The following is a 25,433-nucleotide window of genomic DNA, read 5'->3' on the forward strand; positions in this document are numbered from 1 at the left end:
CTTATCTCTTTTCAAAATGGTCAAAATAACAATGTTCGACCTTGCGACATGTCACATCTTGAACATTAGAAAACATCGAACCATCATAAAGTTTTGAAATAAAAAATTCCAAATCTTCTTCATACGTCGCATTAAGTACCACTTCAACACTCCCATCTGGCAAATTTTTTACATAACCACCATATCCTAGAGTTTCTGCCATTTCAACGACAAAACGACGATACCCTACACCTTGCACACGTCCTGTTACAATTAACCGATAAGTATTCAAAAACCAGACTCCAAAAGCAATGTTTCAATGCGTTTTCCCTCTTTCAAAAAGAAAAAATGATCTCCTTCTAAAGCAAAAAAACGACTTTGTGGTATGAGACTTGCAATCGTCTCTCCACTACTAAGGGGCGTTGCCCTATCCTCTTTCCCCCAAAAAATGAACGTTTTAGCGTTACATGTAAGAAAATGATGGGTAAAATCTTCGTTTACCACTCGTTTCAAAATCTCGTACATGGTTTCACTCATACCCTCGACATCTTTTGTGGCAAAGAAACGGTAAAATCCTTTGGGAAAAAGAGGTTTAAAAAACTTAAATAACGCTATTTTTGTGCGAACTTTAAAGGACTTAGGAACAACAATACCCGCACTTGAAAGAAGCACTAAAACATCAGGAGAGAGCAGTGTTGCCACCTTTCCTCCAAAAGAGTGTCCAAAAACCATCACAGGTTTTACATGTAAAGCCTCCAAAAATGCACGAACGATAGTGGCATACGTAGCTGTATTGATGACACCTTGAATTGAAGAATCCCCAAATCCTGGGAGGTCTAAATAGATATGTTGATACGCTGAAAAACAATCTCCAAAGGCTTGTTTCATCACCCGTTTATTGCTTCCCCAACCATGCAGGAAAAGAAGTGTTTTAGGCTGATGAAGATTTAAAATCTCATAACTCAGCGAATAGGAAATTCCTTCATAAACAATCTCTTTCTTAGCCATCACTCTTCTTTTTTGTGTTTGCATAAATTTTTTCTAAAATATTAACCGCTTCACTCATTTTTTCATACTCATCCATCGTAACCATAACCGCTTCAAAACGGTTGTTTTTAACAATTACAATGCGTTTATGCTCTCCTTTAGTTAAGCTACCAAGCACTGAACTAAAATTGCGCACCATATCGGTTGCTGTCATGATTTCATTTTTAGCATAGGTCATGTAAAAACCTTTTTTTGCAAAATTTTATGTATTATCTTATGTAAAAAAGGCTTTTATTTGCCTTTTGCCGCTTGTATTGAATTGATATAACGGTACTCTTTGGTAACGGTTGTCGTATGTGGCAGATAATTGACCAAACGCTTAATCACTCCATCAAAATCATCAAAAAGGTAATTTGCCATGCTTCCTGGAACAGGATTGATTTCATTGAGATAGACCACACCATCAATCACAAAAAAATCACAACGAATCAAAGCTCCTAAAAAGAGAGGATCATACAGCTTTATAAATGAAGTTTGAATCTCTTTTTCCAAAGTTACCTCAAGGGATGCTTCATTAACTCTTTTGGTACGTGAAAAATCAAGGTATTTTTTATCAAAATCTAAAAACGCCTCTTTTTGAGGCTCTTCAATAATGGAAAATGTAAAACTATCTGTTTTACATCCTGCAAGGTTGTACTCTTTCACCCCACTGATAAAAGGCTCAATTAAAACCGTATCATCAAATTCAAAGGCAACATCGAGCGCATAAGCCAACTCTTTTTCTTCCTTGACAATGCCAATCCCAATGGAACTTCCTAAACGTAAAGGCTTCACAATAAAGGGATACGCAATAGAAATCGCCTCGTTGCTCCCTTTATGCAAAAGTTGATATGGCAAAACATTGACACCCACTTCTTTGGCATAGAGCTTTGTAAAAAGTTTATTGTAACTGATGCTACATGCTTCCATACGAGGACCAATGTAAGGAATACCAAAGAAATCAAGCAGTGCACTTAATTTTCCATCTTCGCCATCTCTTCCATGTACCAGATTGATCATTACATCAAAGCTAATCTGCTCTTCTCCAAGCATTTTTTTAGCGTAAAAGCCACCTTGCTTTACATGTAAAGCTTTATCTTTTTTATACTCGCCACTGCTAAAGCGTTTAGAGGTGATTTTATCTGTGGGTATTAAATAAAAGTTACGTTCATAATCACAAAAAATGTAGACAATTTCACTCTTTAAAACTTTTTTTAAGGCAATAGCACTTACCACGCTAATCTCATGTTCAAAACTCTGTGCGCCAAATAAAACGGCTATTTTCATCTTTTTCCTTTGTTATCCAAGCTTCTTAAGGGCTTCTTTAATAATTGTTTGAGTATCTCCACCTTGAATCTGACTCAACACTTTTTTAATCATCTCTTTTTTAAATCCTAAACTTTCTAATGCCATAGATGCTTCTTGCAGACTACTATTGGTGAAGTCTTCATGGAGAAGTTGCAGTGAAAAGTCACTCAATTCAACCAAAATGCGTTTGGCACTTTTAGGTCCAATCCCTGGTACTTTTTGAAACGCACTGATGTTTTGCGAAACTAGAGCGTGTGCAAAATCATCAGGACTTAACGTTGAACACACAGCAAGTGCAGTCGAAGGTCCAATGCCATTGAGTTTAACAAGTGTATCAAAAACCTTTTTTTCATTTTCATCCACAAAACCATATAAACTGTGTTGGTCTTCACGAATAATTTGACTTACATGTAAAGAGATTTTTTCATTAAGTTGAATACGAGCACTGCTAAAAAGTGATATAAAAACCTTATAACTCAAACCCGATGTTGTTTTTAGATAGACAAACGTCACCTCTTTTTTGACAACAATTCCCTCAATTCCCACAATCATGAGTTACTGTACTCATTTGAACGCATAATTCTATACTCCCCTGTTCCCATATCTTTCAAGCTAATTTCACGAATGACCTCATTCTCTTTGGGATTGTACGTCATATCCCTAGGAGGATAAATAAGTTTAAAACGTACTTCATTAAACTCTTTCCAAACAGAGTGATTAATAATACGTGCTAAAAATACTTTATTTTGAACACCGCTGAGTTCCTCTTTATAGTCACGTAACTCTTCTTTTTTATCTTTAAATGTTTGTAAAAAGGTGTTGTATTCCATCACTTTTTCTTGAAAATCTTTCACTTTAGCGAACAGTGTTAAAGGAGGCTCCACGCGATTGCGTTTTAACTCCATAATCTTCTCTTTGACCATTTCCGCCATAGGTTTATTTTTATCAATATACTCTTTTTTACTGCTAAGCTGCCTAGGATAGGCTTTTAACTCTTCTTCTAATTGCTCAATTTTATGGTTAATAGACTCTATCATCTCATGAAATTCTTTCGTCACACTCGGGTCAATAATCAATTTATTATTACTCCCTTTTAATTCCATAATCTCTATTTTTTCTGAGGCTGTGATTTTTGCGTTGGACATTAGATTGTCTATTTTAATCACTTTAGCGATAATTTCGCCTCCTGTCATATTTTTAACATACACCGTATCGGCAATTACACGTCCACCTTCAAGGCGATCTATCTCAACATCCTGACCATTCGCTTCGCCATGATGTACGGTAATGATAATCTTATCCGCTTCGATATAAGCACTTTGATGTGTTTGACCACCAATTTCGACAATTTTTGCCTTCACCCTAGCACCACTAGCGACATTGCCTTGGACATGCACTTCAGCTGTTTCAACACTCATCCCTGCCCCAATGGCATCTTTTAAAATATCTGTTTCTTTAATATTGATTTTAATATTAGAGTCCAAACTTGTGTCAATGGAACCTGTTGATTTAAAGCTAATCTCATTAATTTCCATATGCTCTTGAATATCATACGTTCCTTTTTCCAAATGAACGTACCCGCCAAGATTAGCGATGTATTTAATACTGGTTTCACTCTCTTTTTTCGTAAGATTCTCTGTGATGTTAATCACTTCATTATTCGAGACACGAGGCTCAGGAACAGCGATAAAACCTCCACGACAGTTGCGTCCTGGTGTTCCACTTTGAGGCTTGATGTATTCAAGCACACACTCATCTTTTTCAACCGCTAAAACAAAACCTCGCTTGGCATAATCCACTTTACCATCAGCTGTTTTTGGATTGACTTTTTTCTTGTAATGCAAAAGAAGATTGTCATTAACAGGAGCAATTTCATCCACACCGGAACAGACAATAAATGAATGATTTTTATCTAAAAAACCATTGACATGAATCGCAGCAACCAGTTTTTTAACCTCTTTATACATATTTTGATCACGAATACCTAGTAAAATACCTGTTTTCATCTTTTTTATTTGGATATCATCAATAATCGCTTGTTCTAAATCAGGCGTATAGACCACATCATGGCTTTGAGAGATTGTTGCAATAACTTTTGTTAAATTTTTATTGCCACTGAGTGTAATGTCAGGCAGATGCAATGAGGTAGGATAAAGCGCCGTTTTAAAAATCTCAACCCGATAATTTTGTGAAATTTTAAGAGAGGGATTGAGTAAAAACGTATCATCAAGAAACAAGCTCATCTCTTCAGCACTCATTTCATGATTTTCACTTTTTTCATCACTCATATAGGTTGTCACTTTTAAAAGTTTAAACGAAAGTTCAGACGCATTTAAACGATTGGCAGTTGCGATATTTTTAATCTCTTTGATGACATTTGTCGTATCAATAATAATAGAACTAAATTCAGAAGATGGTTGTGCGTTCTGCTTTTTCGTCTCTGAATTTTGTCCTTTGATTTTATCAAGTATTCCCAAGATGGCGCCCCTACTAAAATAAACTTTAAAACGTTCTGCCTAAAATATCGACCCATTCGCTATAAACATTAGGGTTGGTATAGTAACGAAAAATAGATAAAAATTTCGTTTAAACCATATTTTGCTACAATTCAACATGCTTATTAAATCATTTTTTACAAACAGTATTGGAACACTCGTATCACGTATTTTTGGTTTTATTCGAGATATGCTCAGCGCCTCTATTTTAGGGGCGAATATCTACAGTGACATCTTCTTTGTTGCTTTTAAATTTCCCAATCTCTTTCGTCGTATTTTTGCAGAAGGCGCTTTTACACAAAGTTTCATTCCAAGTTTTGTTCAAACACCGCACAAAGCGCTTTTTACCTATAAAATTTTTATTCGTTTCCTTTTGTTTTTACTCTTCTTTTCACTTATTGTAACGCTTTTTAGTGAATTTTTCGCCAAAATCATTGCTTTTGGTTTTGATAAAGAAACCATAGCGCTTTGTGCACCTTTTGTAGCCATTAATTTTTACTATTTACCCCTTATTTTTTGTGTCACGCTCTTTGGCTCTTTACTTCAGTACAAACATCACTTTGCCGTCACTGCTTTTTCTACTGCGTTACTGAACCTTGGGATGATAGGCGCTTTGCTCTTATTTCAAAACGCTGATGCTAAAACCATCGTTTATGCTTTGAGTTATGGTGTTTTACTCGGTGGTGTATTGCAAGTGATTGCCCATCTCATTGCTTTAAAAAAAGAGCATTTATGCAAATTATTGATGTTGGGATTTAAACATCGTCATAAACAAGATGAAATCCTACGTAAAACAGAGACAACCTTTAATCGTTCTTTTTGGCATGCGATTATTGGAAATTCTACGCCACAAATTGTCTCTTTTGTCGATACAACCCTCGCAAGTTTTTTGGTGACAGGAAGTATCAGTTATCTCTACTATGGTAACCGTATTTTTCAGCTCCCTTTAGCACTCTTTGCCATTGCGCTTACAACAGGGATTTTCCCTAAAATGACACGTTTACTCAAAGCCAAAAACGAAGCAGACGCATCGAAACTTCTCTCTCAAGGCTTTTGGATACTTATCTTTTTATTGGCACTTTCAACGCTAGGCGGGTATATGCTCAGCCATGAAATAGTGCGGCTTTTATTTGAATATGGTTCTTTTACAAGGGATGATACAACCCAAACAGGATGGATTCTTGCCATGTATATGATAGGACTGATTCCTTTTGGACTTGCAAAACTCTTTTCTTTGTGGTTGTATGCGCAAATGCGACAAAAAGAGGCAGCCATTATTGCGATGTATGCACTAAGCGCTAATCTCATTTTTTCATTTGCCCTGATTAAACCCATGGGTGCAGCGGGGTTGGCTCTTGCAGGATCACTCTCTGCACTGATATTACTCTTTTTTACACTCCGCTCGTTTGGCTTCAAAGCCTTTTTTGCTATACTATTTGATAAAAAACTGATTATTTTACTTCTTCTGCTTTTAGTGGAATGGGGTCTTTTAAGCTACGCAAAGGAACTGATTTATGTTTATTTATGATTCGGTACAAAAACAAAAAGTTAACTTTATCCCCATCGAAGAGAACAAGGTTAAACTGTATGTTTGTGGACCCACGGTTTATGATGATGCCCATTTGGGACATGCAAGAAGTGCGATTGCTTTTGATCTGTTGCGTCGTGTTTTAATAGCCTTAGGGTATGACGTTACTTTTGTAAAAAATTTTACGGATATTGATGACAAAATCATTAAGAAAATGCATGAGAGTGGGAAATCTCTTGAGGTGATTACAACGTATTATATTGAGCGTTATAAAGCAGAGATGCATGCTTTACATGTAAACGATGCGGACATTGAACCCAAGGCGACAGAGACCATTGGTGAGATCATTGCGTTTATTGATTCTATGCTTCAACAAAAGGTTGCGTATGCTACCAGTGATGGCATTTACTTTGACACATCCAAAGATAGCAAATATTTAAGCTTAAGCCATCGCTTCGTAGAAGAAGAGGCTTCTCAAGCCAGAGTTGAACAAAAAGAAGAGAAAAAAGATCAAAAAGATTTTGCTCTGTGGAAATTCTCTAAAGAGAATGAACCCTCCTACCCTGCTCCTTTTGGAATAGGTCGTCCAGGATGGCACATTGAATGTTCGGCGATGATAGAAAAACATCTTGCAAGCGACGGTGATTTTCAAATTGATATTCATGCAGGTGGCGCTGATTTGCTCTTTCCTCATCATGAAAATGAAGCCGCGCAAACCAGATGCAAAAGCCATCAAGAACTTGCCAAATACTGGATGCATAATGGTTTTGTAACCATCAGCGGTGAAAAAATGAGTAAATCTTTAGGCAATAGCTTTTTCTTAAAAGATGCCCTTGCTATTTACAGTGGGGAAGTGCTTCGCTTTTACCTCTTAGCAACGCACTACCGAGCCAATTTTAACTTTGCGGAAGAGGATTTACTGAATACCAAAAAACGTTTAGACAAACTTTACCGTCTTAAAAAAAGAGTTTTTGAAACCACCCCTAGTGAAGCTTCTTCAAGCTTTAAGGAAACTATGCTTGAAGCGTTAAGTGATGATTTGAATATTTCAAAAGCCTTAGCCAGTTTAGATGAAATGCTCTCCTATGCCAATGAAATGCTCGATGCCAATCCGAAAGATAAAGCGTTTAAGGCGATAACTTGTGCGAATTTACAATGGATAGAGGCTCTCTTAGGCATTGGGCTTTACAATCCTTATCACTATTTTCAAATGGGCGTGAGCGAAGAAGAAAAAATAGCAATAGAGAGATTACTAAACCAAAGAGCTGAGGCAAAAAAAGCAAAAGATTTTGCAACGGCTGATGAAATTCGTCATAAATTAGAAGCCAAACAGATTCAACTCATGGATACGGTCAATGGTACACAATGGGAAAAGGTGAGCCTTTAATGTACAGCCTTAAAGATGTGCTTAAGCGTTTTATACCGTTTTATAAAGATTATATTCCCACGTTTATTTTGGTTGTGATTGGAATGGTTTTAGCCAGTAGCGGAACAGCTGCTTCTGCGTATTTGGTGAAACCTTTGTTGGATGAAATTTTTATCAATAAAGACAGAGAAATGCTCTCGTTACTGCCCTATGCGATTATTGTCGTTTATGCCGCTAAAGAGGGAGGAAAATACCTTCAAGCATGCTCCACTGCCTATATTGGACAGCATATCATTAAGCGATTGCGTGAAAATATCTTAGAAAATCTTCTCTCGTTAGACCTCTCTTTTTTTCACACCTATCGAACAGGTGAACTAATTAGCCGTAACACGAGTGACGTAGAACGTATACGTGCTGTTGTTTCTAGTTTGATTCCTGAATTTTTACGAGAGACTTTTACGATTTTTGGATTGATGGGCGTGGTGATTTATCAAAGTCCCAAACTCGCCTTTTTTGCACTGATTATCATGCCTTTGGCTATTTATCCACTTAGTAGATTAGCCAAAAGAATGAAAAAAATCTCAAAAGCGTCGCAAGAGAAGATTTCAGATATTACGGCAAAACTCAGTGAAATTTTTAATAATATTGAGATTATTCAAGCCAATAATGCACAAAACTACGAACACTCACTTTTTAAAAACGATAATGAACGTTACTTTAAACTCACGATGAAATCAGTCCGTGTTAATGAACTGGTGAGTCCATTGATGGAAACGATTGGTGCTATTGGTGTTGCGGTTGTGGTGATTGTAGGTGGTAATGAAGTCATTGATGGAAGTTTAAGTGTGGGCTCTTTTTTCTCGTTTCTAACAGCCCTTTTTATGCTTTATACACCCATTAAAAAAATCTCTTCACTGTACAATAAAATGCAAGATGCCTTAGTCGCAAGTGAGCGTATCTTCTTCTTACTTGACCAAACATCGACTATTCAAAGTGGCAATGAAAAAATGCCTGAAAAAATTACTACCATTTCTTTTGACGATGTTTCTCTCTTTTATGGAGAAAAACAAGCGCTTCATGAGGTTAAGCTTGAAGCAAAAGCAGGAGAGATGATTGCGCTTATTGGAGATAGTGGTGGAGGAAAAAGTTCCCTTATGAATATGCTCATGCGTTTTTATGACCCCTCTTCTGGCACAATTTATATCAATGGGCACAATCTTAAAGAGATATCTTTAAAAGAGCTTCGAGAAAACGTTGCCATGGTGACACAACGAGTCTATATTTTTCATGATAGTATTGCTGCTAATGTAGCTTATGGTAAAGAAATAGATGAAACAAAAGTGATTGATGCGCTTGAAAAAGCCAATGCGTATGATTTTGTCCAAACATTACCTGAGGGAATTTGGACACATTTAGATGAATTTGGAACCAATCTCTCAGGAGGACAAAGACAACGTATCGCCATCGCACGAGCGATTTATACCAACCCTCAAGTGCTTATTTTAGATGAAGCAACCTCGGCGTTGGATTCTCAAAGTGAACAAAAAATCACACAAGCCATCGAAAATCTTATCAAAGATAAAATCACCTTTGTCATTGCACATCGCCTCTCAACCATTAAAAAAGCTAACAAAATTATCTTGCTTAAACATGGGAAAATTTGTGCGATGGGAAGCGATGAAGAGCTTCTACAAAACTCAAAAGAGTACTTAAATCTAAAAGGTCTTCAGCACTAAAAACGCCTAAAATCAACCATCTTTTATCTTTTGTGGAGTATAATCGCATACTTTATACAAAGGAAAGAGATGATGGTTGATTGCTATGGATTGATGAAGAAAATAATGTTCAATTTCTCGCCTGAAACGGCACATAACATTGCAGAATTTTTCTTTAAACATGGAGCAAACTATGCGCCTTTTATTCTTGCCCCTTTAGCAGAACGCTTTTTTATACACGATAAACGCTTGGAACAAACACTTTTTGATCGTACTTTTCACAACCCTATTGGCTTAGCCGCAGGATTTGATAAAAATGCCACAATGATTAAAATGCTTACAGCGCTTGGTTTTGGACATATTGAGTATGGCACCATGACGCCAGAGCCTCAAAGTGGCAATGCAAAACCACGTTGTTTTCGTTTTCCTGAGGAAGAATCGATTCAAAATGCGATGGGATTTAATAACGAAGGTATGCATAAAATTGCCAAACGTTTAGAATCACTCTACCCTTTTGCAACGCCTTTAGCTGCCAATATTGGCAAAAACAAAATCACCAGTGCGGAAAATGCGTTAAAAGATTATGAGAAGCTCATCAAGCGTTTTAAAGATGTCAGTGATTTTTTGGTTGTTAATATCTCTTCTCCGAATACACCAGGACTGCGTGATTTACAAAATGAAGCGTTTATTAAAGAGCTTTTTATGATGGCAAAAGAGCTTACATGTAAACCTGTTTTACTAAAAATCGCTCCTGATTTAGAGATAAAAGAGGCGATAGAGCTCTGTTCATGTGCTCTTGAAAATGGAGCAAAAGGCATTGTTGCGACCAACACAACCATTGACTATTCCCTGTTGCCAAACGCTAAAGATTTTGGTGGCATTAGCGGCAAAGTACTCTGTGAAAAAAGTTTTAGGATGTTTGAAGGCATTGCCAAAGAGTTTTTTGGAAAAACAACGCTTATTTCTGTGGGAGGTATTGATTCAGCAGAAGAAGCCTATCGAAGACTCAAAGCAGGGGCTAGTTTACTTCAGATTTATTCTGCGTTTATTTTTAAAGGTCCCTCCCTTAACCGAACGATAAATTTAGGCATTTTAGAGCGTATGGAACGTGATGGATTCCATCACATCAGTGAAGTAATAGGATGCGATAGGAGATGATAGATGATGAAATTTTTACTACTTTTTTTAACATTTTTAGGAGCATTAATGGCTAGTTCTCTTCCAAAGTATGTCACAAAAACTTTAGACAATGGTCTTCAAGTCGTTGTGATTCCCATGAATAATAACAGTGATGTCATCACGACAGATATCTATTACAAAGTTGGTAGTGGTAATGAAATTATGGGTAAAAGTGGTATTGCCCATATGTTAGAACACCTCAATTTCAAATCAACCAAAAACCTTAAATCAGGTGAGTTTGATGAAATTGTCAAAGGATTTGGTGGGGTCAATAACGCTTCCACAGGTTTTGACTATACCCATTATTTTATTAAAAGTTCTTCTAAAAACCTTCCAAAGTCCTTAGAACTTTTTGCAGAACTGATGCAAAATTTAAGACTCTCTGATGAAGAGTTTCAACCTGAACGCAATGTTGTCTTAGAAGAGCGTTTGTGGCGAACCGATAACTCACCGATTGGTTATCTCTATTTTAGACTTTTCAATAACGCTTTTACCTATCACCCTTATCATTGGACACCGATTGGGTTTAAAGACGATATTAAAAATTGGACAATAGAAGATATCCGTAGTTTTCACTCCAAGTATTATCAACCAGCCAATGCCATCGTTGTGGTTGCAGGAGATATTACCCCAGAACTTGTTTTTAAAAACGTTGAGACCTATTTTGGTGGAATTAAAAATAGCAATGAACTCCCTACCCCGCACCATCAAATTGAACCCCAACAAGATGGTGCAAAACGGGTGATGCTTAAAAAAGAGAGTGAAGTTGAGATGGTAGCGATTGCTTATAAAATTCCAGATTTTAAACACGAAGACCAAATTGCGCTTTCCGCATTGAGCGAACTTCTTAGTAGTGGTAAAAGCAGTCGATTGCAACGCATTTTAATTGATGAAAAGCAACTGGTAAATCAAGTCTATGGCTATGCTATGCAAACCAAAGATCCCTCCGTTTTTCTTTTCTTAGCGGTTTGTAACCCTGGCGTAAAGGCTGAAGATGTTGAAAAAGAGATTTTAGCCGTAATTGAAAGCCTCAAAAAAGGGGATGTGGATGAAAAAGAAATCGAAAAAATAAAAATCAATACAAAAGCTGACTTTATCCATAATTTAGAGAGTTCTAGTGAGCTGGCAACGCTTTTTGGTTCCTATTATGCAAAAGGGGATATCGCCCCATTGCTTCATTATGAAGAGGGTATCCAAAAACTGACCAAAAAAGATATTATTGAGGTTGTCAAAAAATATTTAATACCACAGACATCAACCACTGTGATTTTACGAAAGGATTATTAAGATGCAACACTGCTTACAAGGCGCTATGACTGCGCTTGTCACACCCTTTAAAAATGGTAATTTAGATGAAGTACAGTATGCGAAACTCATTGAGCGGCAAATTAAAAATGGTATTGATGTGGTTGTTCCCGTTGGGACAACAGGAGAAAGTGCGACTTTAGACCATGATGAACATCGACGTTGTATTGAAATTGCGGTAGATGTCTGCTCTAAAAGCAATGTCAAAGTTTTAGCAGGAGCGGGAAGCAATGCAACCCACGAAGCGATTGGCTTAGCAAAATTTGCTCAAGCACACGGAGCACATGGCATTTTATCGGTGACACCTTATTACAATAAACCGACACAAGAAGGGCTCTTTTTACACTACAAAGCGATTGCCGATTCGGTTGATATCCCTGTTTTACTCTACAATGTACCTGGGCGTACAGGATGTGATTTACTTCCTGATACTATTTTTAGACTCTTTGATGCGTGTCAGAATATTTTTGGGGTTAAAGAGGCAACTGGTTCAATTGATCGTTGTGTTGATTTACTGGCGCATCAACCTAAACTTTCTGTTTTTAGCGGTGATGATGCCATTAACTACCCTATTCTTTCCAATGGCGGCTCAGGGGTTATCTCTGTGACATCAAATATATTACCAGACCAAATCTCAGAGTTGACTCATTTAGCGCTTGAGGGGGATTATCATGGCGCAAAAGCGATTAATGATTCACTTTATGAAATCAATAAAATTCTCTTTTGTGAGAGTAACCCTATTCCAATTAAAGCGGCGATGTATATCGCTGGGTTATTAGATACCTTAGAGTATCGTTTACCACTCTGTGCACCCACCGTTGAAAATATGAAACGTATTGAAAATACACTTAAAAAATATACTATTAAAGGATTTTGATGAGAGGAAAAACGCTTGTTATTAGTGGCGGTACGAGAGGTATCGGAAAAGCGATTGTCTATGAATTTGCTCGTGAGGGCGTAAATATTGCGTTTACCTATAATTCCAATGAAGCATTAGCACATGAGCAAGTTAAAGATTTAGAAGAAAATTTTGGCATTAAAGCCAAAGCTTATCCTCTTAATATTTTAGAACCAGAAACCTATAAAGACCTCTTTTTAGAGATTGATAACGATTTTGATCGTGTCGATTTTTTCATCTCTAACGCCATTATTTCAGGTCGCCCCGTCGTTGGCGGTTACACTAAATTTATGAAGTTAAAACCAAGAGGTATTAACAATATTTTTACCGCTACCGTTAATGCGTTTGTTGTGGGTGCTCAAGAAGCTACCAAACGTATGGAAAAAGTGGGAGGAGGAAGTATTATTTCCCTTTCATCCACAGGTAATTTGGTTTACATTGAAAATTATGCGGGTCATGGTACGGCAAAAGCAGCGGTTGAGACGATGGTTCGTTACGCAGCCGCAGAACTTGGTTGCAAGGGTATTCGTGTTAATGCCGTTAGTGGCGGGCCTATTGAAACGGATGCCCTACGTGCCTTTACGAATTATGAGGAAGTCCGTGATGTCACCGCTAAACTTTCACCACTAGGGCGTATGGGACAACCGCAAGACTTAGCAGGTGCATGTTTGTTTCTCTGTTCTGAAAAAGCCTCTTGGATTACGGGACACACCATGCTCATTGATGGTGGTACAACCTTTAAATGATGAACCTTCCAAACTTTTTAGCCTCCCTTCGTATTGGGATGGCACCTTTAATGTTTATTTTTCTTGTCAATCGAGATTCGATTTTTTTTGAAGGATTACATGTAAGCTGGTTGGACTATTTTGCGGCGTTGATTTTTGTCCTTGCGAGTGCAACAGACTTTTTTGATGGATACATCGCTCGAAATTGGAACCAAAAGACGCAATTAGGCGCTATCTTAGACCCCCTTGCGGATAAAATGCTCACACTAGCTGCTTTTCTTGGCTTAATGATGATTGATAGAGCCAATCCTTGGGCGATTTTTCTTATTTTAACCCGTGAATTTTTTATCACAGGACTTCGTGTTGCGGCAGTGAGTGAAGGCAAAGATATTGCAGCCAGTATGGCAGGTAAAGTCAAAACGGTTCTTCAGATGATTGCCATTGGTTTTTTACTGATGAATTGGCCATTTGCAGAGCTTCTTTTATGGATTGCAGTGGCACTAACACTCTATTCAGGCTATGAATATATTATTGGATATACCAAAAAAGAGGTCAAATAATGGGTACACTTACATCTCTTCTCGTCCTCTCTTTTTTGATTTTTTTTCATGAATTAGGACATTTTTTAGCCGCACGTTTTTTTGGGGTACATGTAGAAGTTTTTAGCATTGGGTTTGGAAAAAAAGTCTTCTCTAAAGTCATTGGTAAAACAGAGTATTGTTTCTCGTTAATTCCCCTTGGCGGTTATGTTCAAATGAAAGGTCAAGACGATAGTGACCCGAAAAAAACAAGTACTGATACCGATAGTTATAGCATTCAATCACCGTGGAAGCGCATCGTTATTCTTCTAGCAGGTCCTTTCGCAAATTTCTTATTGGCCTTTTTCTTATACCTAGCGATTGGGGCTATGGGTGTAACCAAATACGCTCCTACCATTGGTAAAATTGTTGAAAACTCAGCAGCTTTTGAAGCAGGATTGATGGAAAATGACCGTATCGTCATGATCAATGGTGTATTGATTCGTGCATGGGAAGATGTGAGTACTTTGATTCAAAAAAGCCAAGAGGCTATTACGATTAAAGTAGAGCGACAAGGTGCGGTGCATACATTCTCTATTCTTCCTAAAATCAGCGAATCAACAACCATGTTTGGTGAAACCATCCAAAAGAAGATGTTAGGCATTGCCCCCAATGGACAGACTATCACCCTCACCTATGGCGTGAGTGAATTACCACAATTTGCTTATGAGCAAACGCTAAAAGCAACAACGCTGATTATCACAGGACTTCAAAAGCTGATAGAAGGTGTTGTCTCTCCTAAAGAGATGGGAGGAATTATTAGTATTGTAAAAGTGACATCGGATGCCAGTGACGCTGGACTCATCGCACTTTTTACCCTGACAGCACTGATTTCTGTCAATTTAGGGGTATTTAACCTTTTACCTATTCCCGCATTAGATGGCGGACATATTGTCTTTAATGCATACGAACTTGTGACACGTAAAAAACCCAGTGAGGCACTCTTTACCTCTTTAACAATGGCAGGATGGGCTTTACTTTTAAGCCTTATGACTTTTACCATTTACAATGATATCGACAGGTTAATCCATGGAAACTAACTCTTTTGAAAGAACCTTTGATGCGATTTTAAATCGCATTGAAAAAGCACGTTTGGGTGTCAGTGGTCATCACATCGTCAAAATTGTTGCCGCCAGTAAAAGCGCAACACCGCAGATGATTGAAGCCATGTATGAGATTGGGCAACGTAGTTTTGGTGAAAATAAAATTCAAGATATGAGCGATAAAGTCCATGCACTCTCGCATCTTCCTTTAGAGTGGCATTTTATTGGGCGCTTACAAACCAATAAAATCAATCAACTCATTGATTTAGACCCTTTTTTAATGCACTCACTCAGTTCTTTAGAACTGGCACAAGAGATCGATAAACGTTTACATGTAAAAAGTAAAACGATGTCTGCGCTTTTACAAATCAACAGTGCTTACGAAGAGCAAAAAGCGGGTGTGCTTTCTGAGGAAGCGTTGGAGATTTATGAGCAAATTAGCCTTACATGTAAACACATTCAGCTTAAAGGTGTCATGAGTATTGGTGCGCACAGTGAGGATACAAAGGCTATTCAAAAAAGCTTTGAAGCCACCCATAAACTCTTTGAATCTTTGCAAAACAAAGGGGCGAAATACTGTTCCATGGGTATGAGTAATGATTTTGAACTGGCGATTGCGTGTGGATCAAATATGGTTCGATTGGGAAGTCTGTTATTTAAATAAACTTCTTGTAAAAATCATTTTGCAAGAAGAAAAAGCACCAAGGGTGCGTGGGCCTTCTGCCAAAGAAAACCCAGTGTTAGCGTAGTCTTTAGAGCTTTGCTTTAAAGGCGTGTTTAGAGTTCTGTAAGAACTCTAATAAAAAAGGAGCAAAAACACTCCTTTTTAGTGTTTACGAAGAGACACAAACGTTATTTCTACCACTTTTTTTAGCATGATACAGAGCATTATCAGCTCGAACAATCACATCATACGCACTCTCTTCTTCATGTAACATCGCAACACCAATGCTTACGGTGTGGTGTTGTTGTGTAGGAAACTCTGCTTTTTTCACGCACTCTTGAAGACGCTCACCAATCTTAAACCCCTCTTCTAGTGAAGTGTTTGGACAAATCATTAAAAATTCTTCACCACCCCAACGCCCAAGAAAATCTCCTTCTCTGAGTGATATCTTTATGAGTGTTGCCATTTGAATCAATACCTGATCTCCTATGGGATGTCCAAAGGTATCATTGACCTTTTTAAAATGGTCAATATCCAACAGTAAAACACAAAGGAATGTTCGTTTTTGATGCGCTTCTTGTGTTAAAGTCAGTAAAAGCTTTTCGATTTTCATACGATTGTAAATTTTTGTCAATAGGTCTGTTTCGGAGAGATAAAGTAACTCTAAATTGTATTTTCTAAGCTCAAGATAACGCCATAAAAAAATCATACCAAGCGCTATAAATCCTAAAATCAATTTAACAATCAAATCATAATCATGGACGGTTTGAGCTTTAATCGAAACATATTTATTGACAATTTCTCTGCGCTCATCTTCACTGATTGTTACAATCGCTTTATCTAAAATATCGCGTAAAAGAGGTTCACTCTTGATAACACCGATTCGTAATTCATTGATATAATCAGGAAATTGTCCTGCAATTTTGAGATTAAACATCCCTTCATTTTTAATCGTATACGCAGCCACAATTAAAGAACGCATCGCAATATCTGCTTTTTTTGATGAGACCATCTCAAAAGCTTTGGCTTCTGAGTGAACGGTCATAACCTTAAGATTTGGGTATGTTTTTCGTATGCGCTCTTCCATTGCTGTGCCTAAAGGGAAGACGATGCGCTCTGCTTTTAAAGCATGAAGATCGGAGATAAAATCATGCTCTTCTCGTGTAATGAAAACATTAGGATCACGAAAATGAGGTTTTGTAAATAAAAGCCATGCATCACGAAGGGGTGTTTGATTCAGAAAGCTTACAATATCACATTTCCCTTCCCTAGAAGCTCGCATACTCTCTGCCCAATCGCTTGTTGGCACTACTTCTACGCTGATATCAAGGCGCTTTGCGATGAGATATAAAAGATCAGCGCCGATTCCCGTGTAATGATGGTGCTCATCCATCATTTCAAAAGGCGCCCAATCAGGATCAACACACACCCGAATGCTCTTATGGTGTTGGAGGTACTCTTTTTCGACATCCAAAAGCTCAATGCCTAAAAGTGAGAAAGGTAACCAGAGTATTCCTAATATGCCACACCATCGTAACTTTCTCACCTGCGCCCCATATACGTAAGATATGGAGCTATTATATCCGATTAATACTCGTTTGGTGTCATCATTCTTTTATAATACGAACCACTTAAGTAAAGTGCTGCTGCTGGATTGTGACCTAAAACACGGTCTTTGACAATCAGATACGTTGTCGGTGCTTTAGCATATTTCATAAACTGCGAATCATGTCCAACACACAGTCCTATAATGACATTGAGCTCTGTTTCAACTTTATTAAGGTATTTGGCTTGTAGGATAGGATTGCACATGGGCTCGAATGTTCCTGGGCGAATTTTTTCTTCCTCTTTGAGCCCAATTTCTGTTTTGTCTCGTGAACCTACTTTACACACCACCATAAAAGGATCAAAGCCGTTAATTTTTAAAATTTTTGTAAAAAGTTTGGCTTCACTCACCAAGCCTACACAACAAGCAATACCAATTTTCTTTGCATCAATACGCCTTGCGAATGCCATAATTTCCTCAACACGGGTGAGTTTTCCGTAGTATTTTCCTTCAATTTGCGCAGAAGCAATAGCAATATTTCTATCTATTCCCTCCTCTTTATAACAGGCAATAGACTCTTCAAGCATCACTTCATCCACATGGGTGGTTAAACAAAATTTGGGATAGCTACTCTCCTGTTTGTGGCAGTTAATGGTACCGCAGTCAGCACAACTTAACATTTTTTCTTCTTCTTGATTCATGGTTATCCTTTATGAAATATAATAAAAATTATAATCCAATCAAAAGATAAAAAAAGGATGATTTTCCCTTACATGTAAAGATATTTGCCATAAAGTGTCAGATAAACACTCATAAGAGATTTTAAACCCTCTTCTAAAGCCCCAAGCTCTTCTTCATTAAAAATGAGCTGACATAAAGTTACATGTAAAAAGGAGCCTAAAGAGACTAACTGCTCTGGCGTAAAGGGTGTTGTTTGATCTTTTGCTAACACATAAAAGAGGGCTAAACCTCGATTGAGTCCTGAAACATACGCCAAAAGATTTTCATAAATACTTTTTTCCACAGGCTCAAGTTGAGAGAGAAAAAGCTCTAAAGAGAGAGTGAGAAAGCCTTTTTTCTTAGGAAAATTAGAGGCTAAAAGTGTCATAAAAAGTGCTTTTTTGCCCTCATTTAAGGATGAAGGCAATACCGCATCCAAAGCAACATCTAGCCTTTTTTGGGCATCGTTTTCATCCTTTGGAATCTCCAAACCGTAGTGATGCATCATGGTAGATAAACGTGTTTGCGTCAGGCTAGAGGGCGAATAAAGCATACAAGAGGTTAAATGCTCTATCACACGAGCATAAAAAGGATTTTTCTCGCTTTTTGCAAGGTATTCAATAAGGTAAAGTGTCTCTTTTTTCATGGGCTTATTCTGCCAAAGTAGAACTGAAAAAGTGCTATAATACTCGCTTTTTAAGGAGCGACGCATGATACACCTCTCAGCATTTTTTGCTATTTATGTCAAATTCTTTTTTATTATGACACCTTTTTTTGTCACAACGATTTTTCTCTCCATGACTAAGGGAATTGATGAGGGCGATAAAAAACGGTTGGCGATTAAAGTAACACTGGCTATTTCGATGACGTGTTTTATTATTCTTTTTTTTGGTAAATATATTTTTGAGCTTTTTGGCATTACCCTAGATGCGTTTCGTATTGGTGCGGGTGCGCTTTTGTTTTTAACAGCGATTGATTTGGTTCAAAAAGAGATTAAAGCAGATGTGACGTGTCAAACGGATATTTCAAAACATGCGGTTGTTCCCTTAGCCATTCCTGTAACGGTAGGTCCTGGAACAGTGGGTGCGCTGATGGTTATGGGTGCGGAAATTGACACGCTCAATGAGATGCTTTTAGGCTCAAGCGCACTTTTAGGGGCTATTGTGAGTATTGGTTTACTGTTGTACCTCTCAGGACATATTGAAAGACTCATTGGACGTACAGGACTGATTGTTTTAAGTAAAGTGACAGGTCTTGTTTTAGCCGCACTTGCTGCGCAACTTATCTTTACAGGCATTAAAAACTTTTTACTCTAAGCATATGCCATCAAAGACAGAAGAAGGTGTGTAAAAAGAAGAAATGAGGGTTTACATGTAAGGAAAAATCCTTACATGTAAAACGATTTAAAACTTATTCAACGTTCTCTTGATTGTAGATTTTCTCATCCAACTCGCCTTCACTTTTCGCAACAAGGACTGCGGTCATCGCATCACCTGTTACGTTGACTGTCGTTCGAGCCATATCTAAGATTCTATCAATTCCCGCAATAATTGCAATACCTTCTAATGGTAGATTAACAGATGCCAGTACCAAAGAGAGCATAATCAAACCTGCACCAGGCACACCTGCGGTTCCAATAGAGGCTAACGTAGCTGTTAAAATAATCGTTATATAATCCGCAAACCCTAAATCAACACCAAACGCTTGTGCCACGAACATCGCACAAATACCTTGATAAATCGCTGTTCCGTCCATATTGATAGTCGCACCCAAAGGCAATACAAAACTCGCAATCGGTTTAGAAACACCCAAATTGTGAATAGTGTTACTTGTGGTCACAGGCAAGGTTCCTGAACTACTGGTTGTTGTAAACGCAACTGTTTGTGCAGACGCAACCCCTTTGAAAAACTTAAGTGGATTTAAACGTGCAAAAACAGAGATAGCACCACCCATTGTAAATGCCATATGAACGATTGATGCAACATACACACATGCAATCACTTTTGCAAGACTCATTAACACATCAACGCCATACGAAGCAGAAACCCATGCCATTAAACCAAAGACACCAATCGGTGCAAAGGAGATCACAATTTCTGTCATTTTAAACATCGTCTCTGAAAATGATTCAAAAAATGCCGCAACAGGTTTACCTTTTTCACCTGCTAGATTAATCGAAACACCCAAAAAGATAGCAAATACGATAATTTGTAAAATATCACCTTTGACCAAACTATCCATTGGATTGGATGGGATCAGCGCTAAAAGCGTATCAATGAGTGGAGGAGCTTTTTTAGCCGCTACCGTTGCATCATTTGCAAGGGCGACACCTGAACCTGGTTCAAAAATAATACCAAACGCCAAACCAATCGCAACCGCAATCGCTGTGGTTACCAAATAGATAGAAAATGTTTTAAGACCAATACGACGCATCTTTGTCAAATCTTCCATGGATGTAATACCCGTTACCAACGTTACAAACACCAATGGAACAATCAACATTTTAATCATATTAAGAAACAGTGTCCCCACAGGTTTAAGCATTAAGGCAACATCCTTAAATAAAAGCCCCACAACCAAACCTAAACAAAGACCTATAAAGATCTTCTTCCAAAGCGCTAAGTGTTTCCACCATGCCATCATTTTTCTTCCTTTTTGTAAAATATTTTTCTCAAACTGTTTTCATAACCCTTCGAAAAAAAAGAGAAGAGTTATGAAAACAGTCTATCTTAGAAACCCAAAGTGACCCGAAAGAGACTTTTTCTTTTTTAAACACCAATATCCCCAGAAAAAATCTCGTGTGTGTAAATAAGCTACATTTTATTGGGGAAAAAGGTTACAGTGTGAAATTTATAAACATAAAAGTGTTAAGTAAAGTTACAAAAACGTCATTGATGTTTACATGTAACGCCATGTTAAAGCACCATCGCCGCAATCCATCCAAAGATAACCAATGGAATGTTGTAATGAATAAACGTAGGAACAACCGTATCCCAAATATGGTCATGCTGTCCATCCACATTGAGTCCTGATGTTGGTCCTAAGGTTGTATCGGATGCGGGAGAACCTGCATCCCCCAAAGCCGCCGCCGCCCCTACAAGCGCAATCGTTGCTAAAGGAGAAAATCCAAACTCCACGCACAAAGGTACATAAATGGTTGCAATAATCGGAATAGTCGAAAACGATGAGCCAATTCCCATCGTAATTAAAAGTCCTACCAATAACATCAACAACGCCACCAACGCTTTATGATCACCCATCGCATGAGAGACAGAACTAACCAGTGTGCTCACACCCTGTGTTGCTTTCATCACTTCAGCAAATCCACTCGCCGCAATCATAATAAACCCTATCATACCCATCATATAAACGCCTTTGGTAAAGACATCTTGCGTTTGATTGGCTTTGACAACGCCTCCTAAAATAAACATTAAAAGCCCCGCAAGTGACCCTACGATAATCGAATCGCTGTAAAGTTGCAAAGAGAGCGCTAAAACAATCGCCATAAGCGCAATCACAACATGCGTTTTATTTAAGGTACGTGTTTCTGGTTCCGTAGCCAAAATCGTTTTTAAACAATACTCTCTGGGTTTTTTATAACTCACAAACACCGCCACCAAAAGTCCAACTGCCATTCCTAATACAGGAATCATCATCCCCACAGGCATTTGAGCAGAAGTGACCATCATCCCATTTTCAACAATATGTTTCATTAAAATGTTATTGAGGAAGATACCGCCAAATCCCACAGGCAGTAGCATGTATGTCGCCGTTAAGCCAAACGCTATAATACACGCCACCATACGTCTATCAATTTTAAGCTGCGCCATTGTGTGTAAAAGAGGTGGAATTAAAATTGGGATAAAAGCAATATGCACGGGAATAAGATTTTGAGAGCTAATGGCAATGAGTAAAATCGCACTTAAAAGTCCCATTTTTAGATACGTTTTTTGAGCGGGAGTCGCTTCTTTTCCCATTTTTTTAATCACATAGCGTGCTAAAATATCCGTAATGCCTGAATGTGAAATAGCAACAGCAAAAGCACCTAACATTGCATAACTCAGCGCAATGGTCGCCCCACCGCCCAATCCTTTATTGAACGCTTCTATTGTGTCACTTAAAGGCATCCCCGCAATCAAACCGCCTATCAATGCACTTAATGTCAAGGCTATCACCACATTAACACGTAGTAAACTCAGCGCCAACATTAAAAAAACAGCAACAACAACAGGATTCATTCAACTTCCTTAAAAAATTCTAAATAAAATCAACAAAGCGTAAAGTTATAACAAAACTGCTCTAAAAGCGAAATTAAAAAGGGCAGTCTACTCCCTTTTTCTTACATGTAAAAGAGAAAAACTGCTTAAAAATGAATCATTTCCATCGCCACTCTAAAATTTCAGGCATATCAATCCCATATCTTTCAATATACGCCTTATGCTCCGCCAATTTTTCAGTCATCTTTTGGCATATTTCCTCTTCATAAGGTTTCATTTTAGAGACACGATGCATCACATCCATCACCAAATGAAACCGATCGGTGTCGTTTAAAACTACCATATCAAAAGGAGTTGTGGTAGTGCCCTCTTCCTTATAACCTCTTACATGTAAATGCTCATGGTGCGCTCGTTTGTATGCCAAACGGTGAATCAACCACGGATAGCCATGATAGGCAAAAATGGTCGGAACATCTTTAGGAAAAAGCGCATTGTAGGCTTCATCACTCCATCCATGCGGATGCTCACTGTGAGGTTGTAACGCCATTAAATCCACCACATTTACCACTCGAATCTTCACGCTAGGAACCAGCTCTCTTAAAAGACGCACTGCGGCTAACGTTTCAAGGGTTGGAACATCACCACAACATGCCAAAATGACATCAGGCTCACCTCTATCACTCGCCCACTCCCAAATGCCCATCCCCTGTTCGCAATGCGCTATGGCATCAGGCATACTAAGCCACTGCACTTCAGGCTGTTTTCCCGCCACAATGACATTAATGGAGTTCTTGCTTTTTAAACACCAATCTCCCACCCATAAAAGCGTGTTAGCATCGGGTGGAAAATAGACATTGATAATGTGTGCTTTTTTATTGACCACCACATCAATAAATCCAGGGTCTTGATGCGAAAACCCATTGTGGTCTTGTCGCCAGACATGCGAGGTTAAAAGGTAGTTTAAAGAAGCGATAGGCTTTCGCCATGGGATTTCACGACTGGTGACTTTAAGCCATTTGGCGTGTTGATTAAACATCGAATCAACGATATGAATAAACGCCTCATAGCAAGAGAAAAAGCCATGACGACCTGTGAGTAAATACCCCTCAAGCCACCCTTGACAGGTATGCTCTGAGAGAATTTCCATCACCCGTCCATCCGCACTTAAGTGCTCATCAAAACTATCTTTTTGCGCCATCCATGTACGATTGGTCACTTCAAAAAGTGCGTTTAGGCGATTTGAAGCGGTTTCATCAGGGCCAAAGACACGAAAATTCTGCCTGTTTTGAGCCATCACATCCCGCAAGTAGTTACCTAAAACACGGGTGGATTCTGCCAGCCCTCCAGCGGGACTAGGAACATCTACCGCATACGCTTTAAAATCAGGCAAAACTAAAGGTTTTAACAACGCTCCTCCATTTGTATGAGGATTTGCGCCCATGCGTTTTTCACCCTTAGGCGCAAAAGAAGCAATGTGTGAAAAGAGTCTGCCTTTTTCATCAAAAAGCTCTTCGGGTTTATAACTTTTAAGCCATCTCTCTAAAAGAGTTAAATGTTCTGGGCTACTCCCAAACGTAGCAAATGGCACTTGATGCGACCTACAATGCCCCTCACTCTTTAGCCCATCCACTTCTTTAGGACCGCTCCACCCCTTAGGCGTTCGTAAAATGAGCATCGGCCAACGTGGACGTTCCTCTTTGTTTAACACTCGAGCCTCATGCCAAATGGTTTGAATACGTTTGACTATCACATCCAAAACTTCTGCCATTTTAGAATGCATTGCCTCTGGTTCATCGCCCTCCACAAAAAAAGGCTCATACCCATAACCACGAAAAAGCGCTTCTAACTCCTCATGCGAAATGCGAGAAAGAATCGTTGGACTGGCGATTTTATAGCCATTTAGATGCAAAATGGGTAAAACAACACCATCTGTTTTAGGATTTAAAAATTTATTGGAGTGCCATGATGTCGCAAGTGGACCCGTCTCAGCTTCGCCATCCCCCACCACACAACACGCTATCACATCTTTGTTATCAAACACTGCTCCATACGCATGAGAGAGTGCGTACCCAAGTTCTCCTCCCTCGTGAATGGAACCAGGCGTTTGAGGTGCGGCATGGCTAGGAATGCCTCCTGGGAACGAAAACTGTTTAAACAACATTTGAAGCCCTACTTCATCTTGCGTAATCTTAGGATAAACCTCGCTGTATACGCCTTCCAAATAGGTTTGTGCCACGACAGAAGGTCCACCGTGCCCAGGGCCTGCGATAAAAAACATGTTTAAGTCATCATGATTAATCAAACGATTCATATGAGTATAAATAAAATTAAGCCCCGGAGTCGTTCCCCAATGCCCTAAGAGTCTAGGTTTGACATCATGAAGGCTCAGAGATTTTTTAAGCAGAGGATTGTCTAGCAGGTAAATCTGACCCACACTAATATAATTTGACGCTCGCCAATAGGCATCTAATTGCGCTAATTCGTGCGCATCCAGATAATGCTTTTGCATTGCTACCTCCTATGAGTGTATCGCCTATTGTAACGAAATATCGTTACATGTAATGATAAAAAAAATAAAAAAAATGTTTAAAGAGAGCCAAGTGATTCGTTTCGATAGGAATACCTTTGAGAATCGAAATGAGATTAGGATCGTAAGGGTTTATCGATACGTTTGGCTTCACAAACACCCTCTTGTGTCAACGTACCACACTCTTTGACGTACTCGATTCCCCAATCGAACATCTCTTTAAGCACAGGACGTAATTTCTCGCCAATGGGCGTCAGCGAATAGACAACTTTAGGTGGAATTTCAGCAAAAACTTCTCGTTTGATGAGCTTTTTTTCTTCCAAATCTCGCAATTTAACCGTCAGTGTCTTTTGCGTAATTTCAGAAACCTCTTCAAATAAATCTTTATAGCGCTTTTCTCCCTCCAATAAATGCCAAATAATGCCCAATTTCCATCTATCGTTGAAAATATCTTGCACAATTAAAACAGAGCATTTATACTCTTTATCGTTCACAATATACACGCTATTCCTTTATCTTTTAAAAAACTATTGGAAGGATTATAGCGTGATTTAAATATTTTTATCATTACATTACAAAAGTATCGTAAGGATATTTTAAGTGCCTAAATTTTA

The 25,433-nt window shown here is 38.4% G+C and carries 24 protein-coding genes; 11 read left to right on the forward strand and 13 right to left on the reverse strand.

Annotated elements, in window-relative coordinates:
- Position 1: 1 nt before the first annotated feature.
- The 6 genes from SDEL_RS05350 to SDEL_RS05375 are packed head-to-tail and all read right to left on the reverse strand — an operon-like array spanning position 2 to position 4,790.
- The gene (locus SDEL_RS05350; RefSeq protein ID WP_012856830.1) at positions 2–271 is read right to left on the reverse strand and encodes an acylphosphatase; all 270 of its coding nucleotides are present in this window, start codon (positions 269–271) and stop codon (positions 2–4) included.
- On the reverse strand, positions 268–987 hold the full coding sequence (locus SDEL_RS05355; RefSeq protein WP_012856831.1) for an alpha/beta fold hydrolase: 720 nt from the start codon (positions 985–987) through the stop codon (positions 268–270). Before SDEL_RS05355 ends, SDEL_RS05350 begins: the two co-directional genes overlap by 4 nt.
- Entirely contained in the window at positions 980–1,204 is a 225-nt protein-coding gene (locus SDEL_RS05360; RefSeq protein WP_012856832.1) for a type II toxin-antitoxin system Phd/YefM family antitoxin, read from the reverse strand. Before SDEL_RS05360 ends, SDEL_RS05355 begins: the two co-directional genes overlap by 8 nt.
- A 53-nt stretch (positions 1,205–1,257) precedes the next feature.
- Positions 1,258–2,292, reverse strand: a complete 1,035-nt coding sequence (locus SDEL_RS05365) for a D-alanine--D-alanine ligase (protein WP_012856833.1) — start codon at positions 2,290–2,292, stop codon at positions 1,258–1,260.
- Positions 2,293–2,304: 12 nt separating this feature from the next.
- Positions 2,305–2,865 (reverse strand): Holliday junction branch migration protein RuvA, encoded by a 561-nt coding sequence (gene ruvA, locus SDEL_RS05370; RefSeq protein WP_012856834.1) that lies wholly within the window; start codon positions 2,863–2,865, stop codon positions 2,305–2,307.
- Positions 2,862–4,790, reverse strand: coding sequence for a flagellar assembly protein A (locus SDEL_RS05375; RefSeq protein ID WP_012856835.1), 1,929 nt, complete (start codon positions 4,788–4,790; stop codon positions 2,862–2,864). Before SDEL_RS05375 ends, ruvA begins: the two co-directional genes overlap by 4 nt.
- A gap of 136 nt (positions 4,791–4,926) precedes the next feature.
- Between SDEL_RS05375 and murJ the strand changes: the two genes are divergently transcribed.
- From murJ to SDEL_RS05425, 10 genes are all read left to right on the forward strand, one after another.
- On the forward strand, positions 4,927–6,336 hold the full coding sequence (murJ, locus tag SDEL_RS05380) for a murein biosynthesis integral membrane protein MurJ (protein WP_012856836.1): 1,410 nt from the start codon (positions 4,927–4,929) through the stop codon (positions 6,334–6,336).
- Positions 6,323–7,723 (forward strand): cysteine--tRNA ligase, encoded by a 1,401-nt coding sequence (gene cysS, locus SDEL_RS05385; protein ID WP_012856837.1) that lies wholly within the window; start codon positions 6,323–6,325, stop codon positions 7,721–7,723. Before murJ ends, cysS begins: the two co-directional genes overlap by 14 nt.
- Positions 7,723–9,438 (forward strand): ABC transporter ATP-binding protein, encoded by a 1,716-nt coding sequence (locus SDEL_RS05390; RefSeq protein WP_012856838.1) that lies wholly within the window; start codon positions 7,723–7,725, stop codon positions 9,436–9,438. The genes cysS and SDEL_RS05390 overlap by 1 nt, the downstream gene beginning before the upstream one ends.
- Positions 9,439–9,507: 69 nt before the next feature.
- Positions 9,508–10,575 carry a quinone-dependent dihydroorotate dehydrogenase gene (locus SDEL_RS05395; RefSeq protein WP_012856839.1) on the forward strand — a complete coding sequence of 356 codons (1,068 nt, stop codon included), beginning with the start codon at positions 9,508–9,510 and terminating at the stop codon, positions 10,573–10,575.
- 6 nt (positions 10,576–10,581) lie between these two features.
- A complete protein-coding gene (locus SDEL_RS05400) occupies positions 10,582–11,883 on the forward strand; it encodes a M16 family metallopeptidase (protein ID WP_041666501.1) in 1,302 nt (433 codons plus the stop codon).
- Position 11,884: 1 nt separating this feature from the next.
- The gene (gene dapA, locus SDEL_RS05405; protein WP_012856841.1) at positions 11,885–12,778 is read left to right on the forward strand and encodes a 4-hydroxy-tetrahydrodipicolinate synthase; all 894 of its coding nucleotides are present in this window, start codon (positions 11,885–11,887) and stop codon (positions 12,776–12,778) included.
- Positions 12,778–13,545 carry an enoyl-ACP reductase gene (locus SDEL_RS05410; RefSeq protein WP_012856842.1) on the forward strand — a complete coding sequence of 256 codons (768 nt, stop codon included), beginning with the start codon at positions 12,778–12,780 and terminating at the stop codon, positions 13,543–13,545. Before dapA ends, SDEL_RS05410 begins: the two co-directional genes overlap by 1 nt.
- Positions 13,542–14,084, forward strand: a complete 543-nt coding sequence (gene pgsA, locus SDEL_RS05415) for a CDP-diacylglycerol--glycerol-3-phosphate 3-phosphatidyltransferase (RefSeq protein WP_012856843.1) — start codon at positions 13,542–13,544, stop codon at positions 14,082–14,084. Before SDEL_RS05410 ends, pgsA begins: the two co-directional genes overlap by 4 nt.
- On the forward strand, positions 14,084–15,142 hold the full coding sequence (gene rseP, locus SDEL_RS05420) for an RIP metalloprotease RseP (RefSeq protein WP_012856844.1): 1,059 nt from the start codon (positions 14,084–14,086) through the stop codon (positions 15,140–15,142). Before pgsA ends, rseP begins: the two co-directional genes overlap by 1 nt.
- Complete coding sequence (locus tag SDEL_RS05425) at positions 15,132–15,809, forward strand: YggS family pyridoxal phosphate-dependent enzyme (protein ID WP_012856845.1); 678 nt, start codon at positions 15,132–15,134, stop codon at positions 15,807–15,809. Before rseP ends, SDEL_RS05425 begins: the two co-directional genes overlap by 11 nt.
- A gap of 169 nt (positions 15,810–15,978) precedes the next feature.
- Here SDEL_RS05425 and SDEL_RS05430 read toward each other — a convergent pair whose 3' ends face one another.
- The 3 genes from SDEL_RS05430 to SDEL_RS05440 all read right to left on the reverse strand — a co-directional run bounded on the left by SDEL_RS05430 (position 15,979) and on the right by SDEL_RS05440 (position 18,787).
- A complete protein-coding gene (locus SDEL_RS05430; protein WP_012856846.1) occupies positions 15,979–17,355 on the reverse strand; it encodes a diguanylate cyclase in 1,377 nt (458 codons plus the stop codon).
- Between the two features lie 41 nt (positions 17,356–17,396).
- Positions 17,397–18,056: a DUF1847 domain-containing protein gene (locus SDEL_RS05435; RefSeq protein WP_012856847.1), complete on the reverse strand. Its 660-nt coding sequence runs from the start codon at positions 18,054–18,056 to the stop codon at positions 17,397–17,399.
- A 68-nt stretch (positions 18,057–18,124) separates the two neighbouring features.
- Positions 18,125–18,787 carry a hypothetical protein gene (locus tag SDEL_RS05440; protein WP_223295848.1) on the reverse strand — a complete coding sequence of 221 codons (663 nt, stop codon included), beginning with the start codon at positions 18,785–18,787 and terminating at the stop codon, positions 18,125–18,127.
- Between SDEL_RS05440 and SDEL_RS05445 the strand changes: the two genes are divergently transcribed.
- The gene (locus SDEL_RS05445) at positions 18,786–19,391 is read left to right on the forward strand and encodes a MarC family protein (RefSeq protein WP_012856849.1); all 606 of its coding nucleotides are present in this window, start codon (positions 18,786–18,788) and stop codon (positions 19,389–19,391) included. The two genes, SDEL_RS05440 and SDEL_RS05445, sit on opposite strands and share 2 nt — an antisense overlap.
- Before the next feature lie 94 nt (positions 19,392–19,485).
- On the opposite strand, the gene SDEL_RS05450 is transcribed toward SDEL_RS05445, so the two are convergent.
- The 4 genes from SDEL_RS05450 to SDEL_RS05465 all read right to left on the reverse strand — a co-directional run bounded on the left by SDEL_RS05450 (position 19,486) and on the right by SDEL_RS05465 (position 25,322).
- Positions 19,486–20,718, reverse strand: coding sequence for a dicarboxylate/amino acid:cation symporter (locus SDEL_RS05450; protein WP_012856850.1), 1,233 nt, complete (start codon positions 20,716–20,718; stop codon positions 19,486–19,488).
- A 272-nt stretch (positions 20,719–20,990) separates the two neighbouring features.
- Positions 20,991–22,313 (reverse strand): Na+/H+ antiporter family protein, encoded by a 1,323-nt coding sequence (locus SDEL_RS05455; protein WP_012856851.1) that lies wholly within the window; start codon positions 22,311–22,313, stop codon positions 20,991–20,993.
- 136 nt (positions 22,314–22,449) lie between these two features.
- On the reverse strand, positions 22,450–24,801 hold the full coding sequence (locus SDEL_RS05460) for a phosphoketolase family protein (RefSeq protein ID WP_012856852.1): 2,352 nt from the start codon (positions 24,799–24,801) through the stop codon (positions 22,450–22,452).
- Between the two features lie 134 nt (positions 24,802–24,935).
- The gene (locus SDEL_RS05465; protein ID WP_012856853.1) at positions 24,936–25,322 is read right to left on the reverse strand and encodes a winged helix-turn-helix transcriptional regulator; all 387 of its coding nucleotides are present in this window, start codon (positions 25,320–25,322) and stop codon (positions 24,936–24,938) included.
- Positions 25,323–25,433 lie beyond the last annotated feature (111 nt).

Origin of the sequence: Sulfurospirillum deleyianum DSM 6946 (assembly GCF_000024885.1) — a bacterium.
GTDB classification, from domain to species: domain Bacteria; phylum Campylobacterota; class Campylobacteria; order Campylobacterales; family Sulfurospirillaceae; genus Sulfurospirillum; species Sulfurospirillum deleyianum.

Excerpts from the sequence above, each read along its gene's own strand:
- SDEL_RS05355 (WP_012856831.1), bottom strand. The coding sequence starts at position 987 with ATGGCTAAGAAAGAGATTGTTTATGAAGGAATTTCCTATTCGCTGAGT.
- SDEL_RS05400 (WP_041666501.1), top strand. The coding sequence starts at position 10,582 with ATGAAATTTTTACTACTTTTTTTAACATTTTTAGGAGCATTAATGGCT.
- dapA (WP_012856841.1), top strand. The coding sequence starts at position 11,885 with ATGCAACACTGCTTACAAGGCGCTATGACTGCGCTTGTCACACCCTTT.
- SDEL_RS05390 (WP_012856838.1), top strand. The coding sequence starts at position 7,723 with ATGTACAGCCTTAAAGATGTGCTTAAGCGTTTTATACCGTTTTATAAA.
- SDEL_RS05365 (WP_012856833.1), bottom strand. The coding sequence starts at position 2,292 with ATGAAAATAGCCGTTTTATTTGGCGCACAGAGTTTTGAACATGAGATT.
- pgsA (WP_012856843.1), top strand. The coding sequence starts at position 13,542 with ATGATGAACCTTCCAAACTTTTTAGCCTCCCTTCGTATTGGGATGGCA.
- SDEL_RS05395 (WP_012856839.1), top strand. The coding sequence starts at position 9,508 with ATGATGGTTGATTGCTATGGATTGATGAAGAAAATAATGTTCAATTTC.
- SDEL_RS05455 (WP_012856851.1), bottom strand. The coding sequence starts at position 22,313 with ATGAATCCTGTTGTTGTTGCTGTTTTTTTAATGTTGGCGCTGAGTTTA.
- SDEL_RS05360 (WP_012856832.1), bottom strand. The coding sequence starts at position 1,204 with ATGACCTATGCTAAAAATGAAATCATGACAGCAACCGATATGGTGCGC.
- SDEL_RS05410 (WP_012856842.1), top strand. The coding sequence starts at position 12,778 with ATGAGAGGAAAAACGCTTGTTATTAGTGGCGGTACGAGAGGTATCGGA.
- SDEL_RS05425 (WP_012856845.1), top strand. The coding sequence starts at position 15,132 with ATGGAAACTAACTCTTTTGAAAGAACCTTTGATGCGATTTTAAATCGC.
- SDEL_RS05445 (WP_012856849.1), top strand. The coding sequence starts at position 18,786 with ATGATACACCTCTCAGCATTTTTTGCTATTTATGTCAAATTCTTTTTT.
- rseP (WP_012856844.1), top strand. The coding sequence starts at position 14,084 with ATGGGTACACTTACATCTCTTCTCGTCCTCTCTTTTTTGATTTTTTTT.
- SDEL_RS05440 (WP_223295848.1), bottom strand. The coding sequence starts at position 18,787 with ATGCGTCGCTCCTTAAAAAGCGAGTATTATAGCACTTTTTCAGTTCTA.
- murJ (WP_012856836.1), top strand. The coding sequence starts at position 4,927 with ATGCTTATTAAATCATTTTTTACAAACAGTATTGGAACACTCGTATCA.
- cysS (WP_012856837.1), top strand. The coding sequence starts at position 6,323 with ATGTTTATTTATGATTCGGTACAAAAACAAAAAGTTAACTTTATCCCC.
- SDEL_RS05450 (WP_012856850.1), bottom strand. The coding sequence starts at position 20,718 with ATGATGGCATGGTGGAAACACTTAGCGCTTTGGAAGAAGATCTTTATA.
- SDEL_RS05435 (WP_012856847.1), bottom strand. The coding sequence starts at position 18,056 with ATGAATCAAGAAGAAGAAAAAATGTTAAGTTGTGCTGACTGCGGTACC.
- ruvA (WP_012856834.1), bottom strand. The coding sequence starts at position 2,865 with ATGATTGTGGGAATTGAGGGAATTGTTGTCAAAAAAGAGGTGACGTTT.
- SDEL_RS05460 (WP_012856852.1), bottom strand. The coding sequence starts at position 24,801 with ATGCAAAAGCATTATCTGGATGCGCACGAATTAGCGCAATTAGATGCC.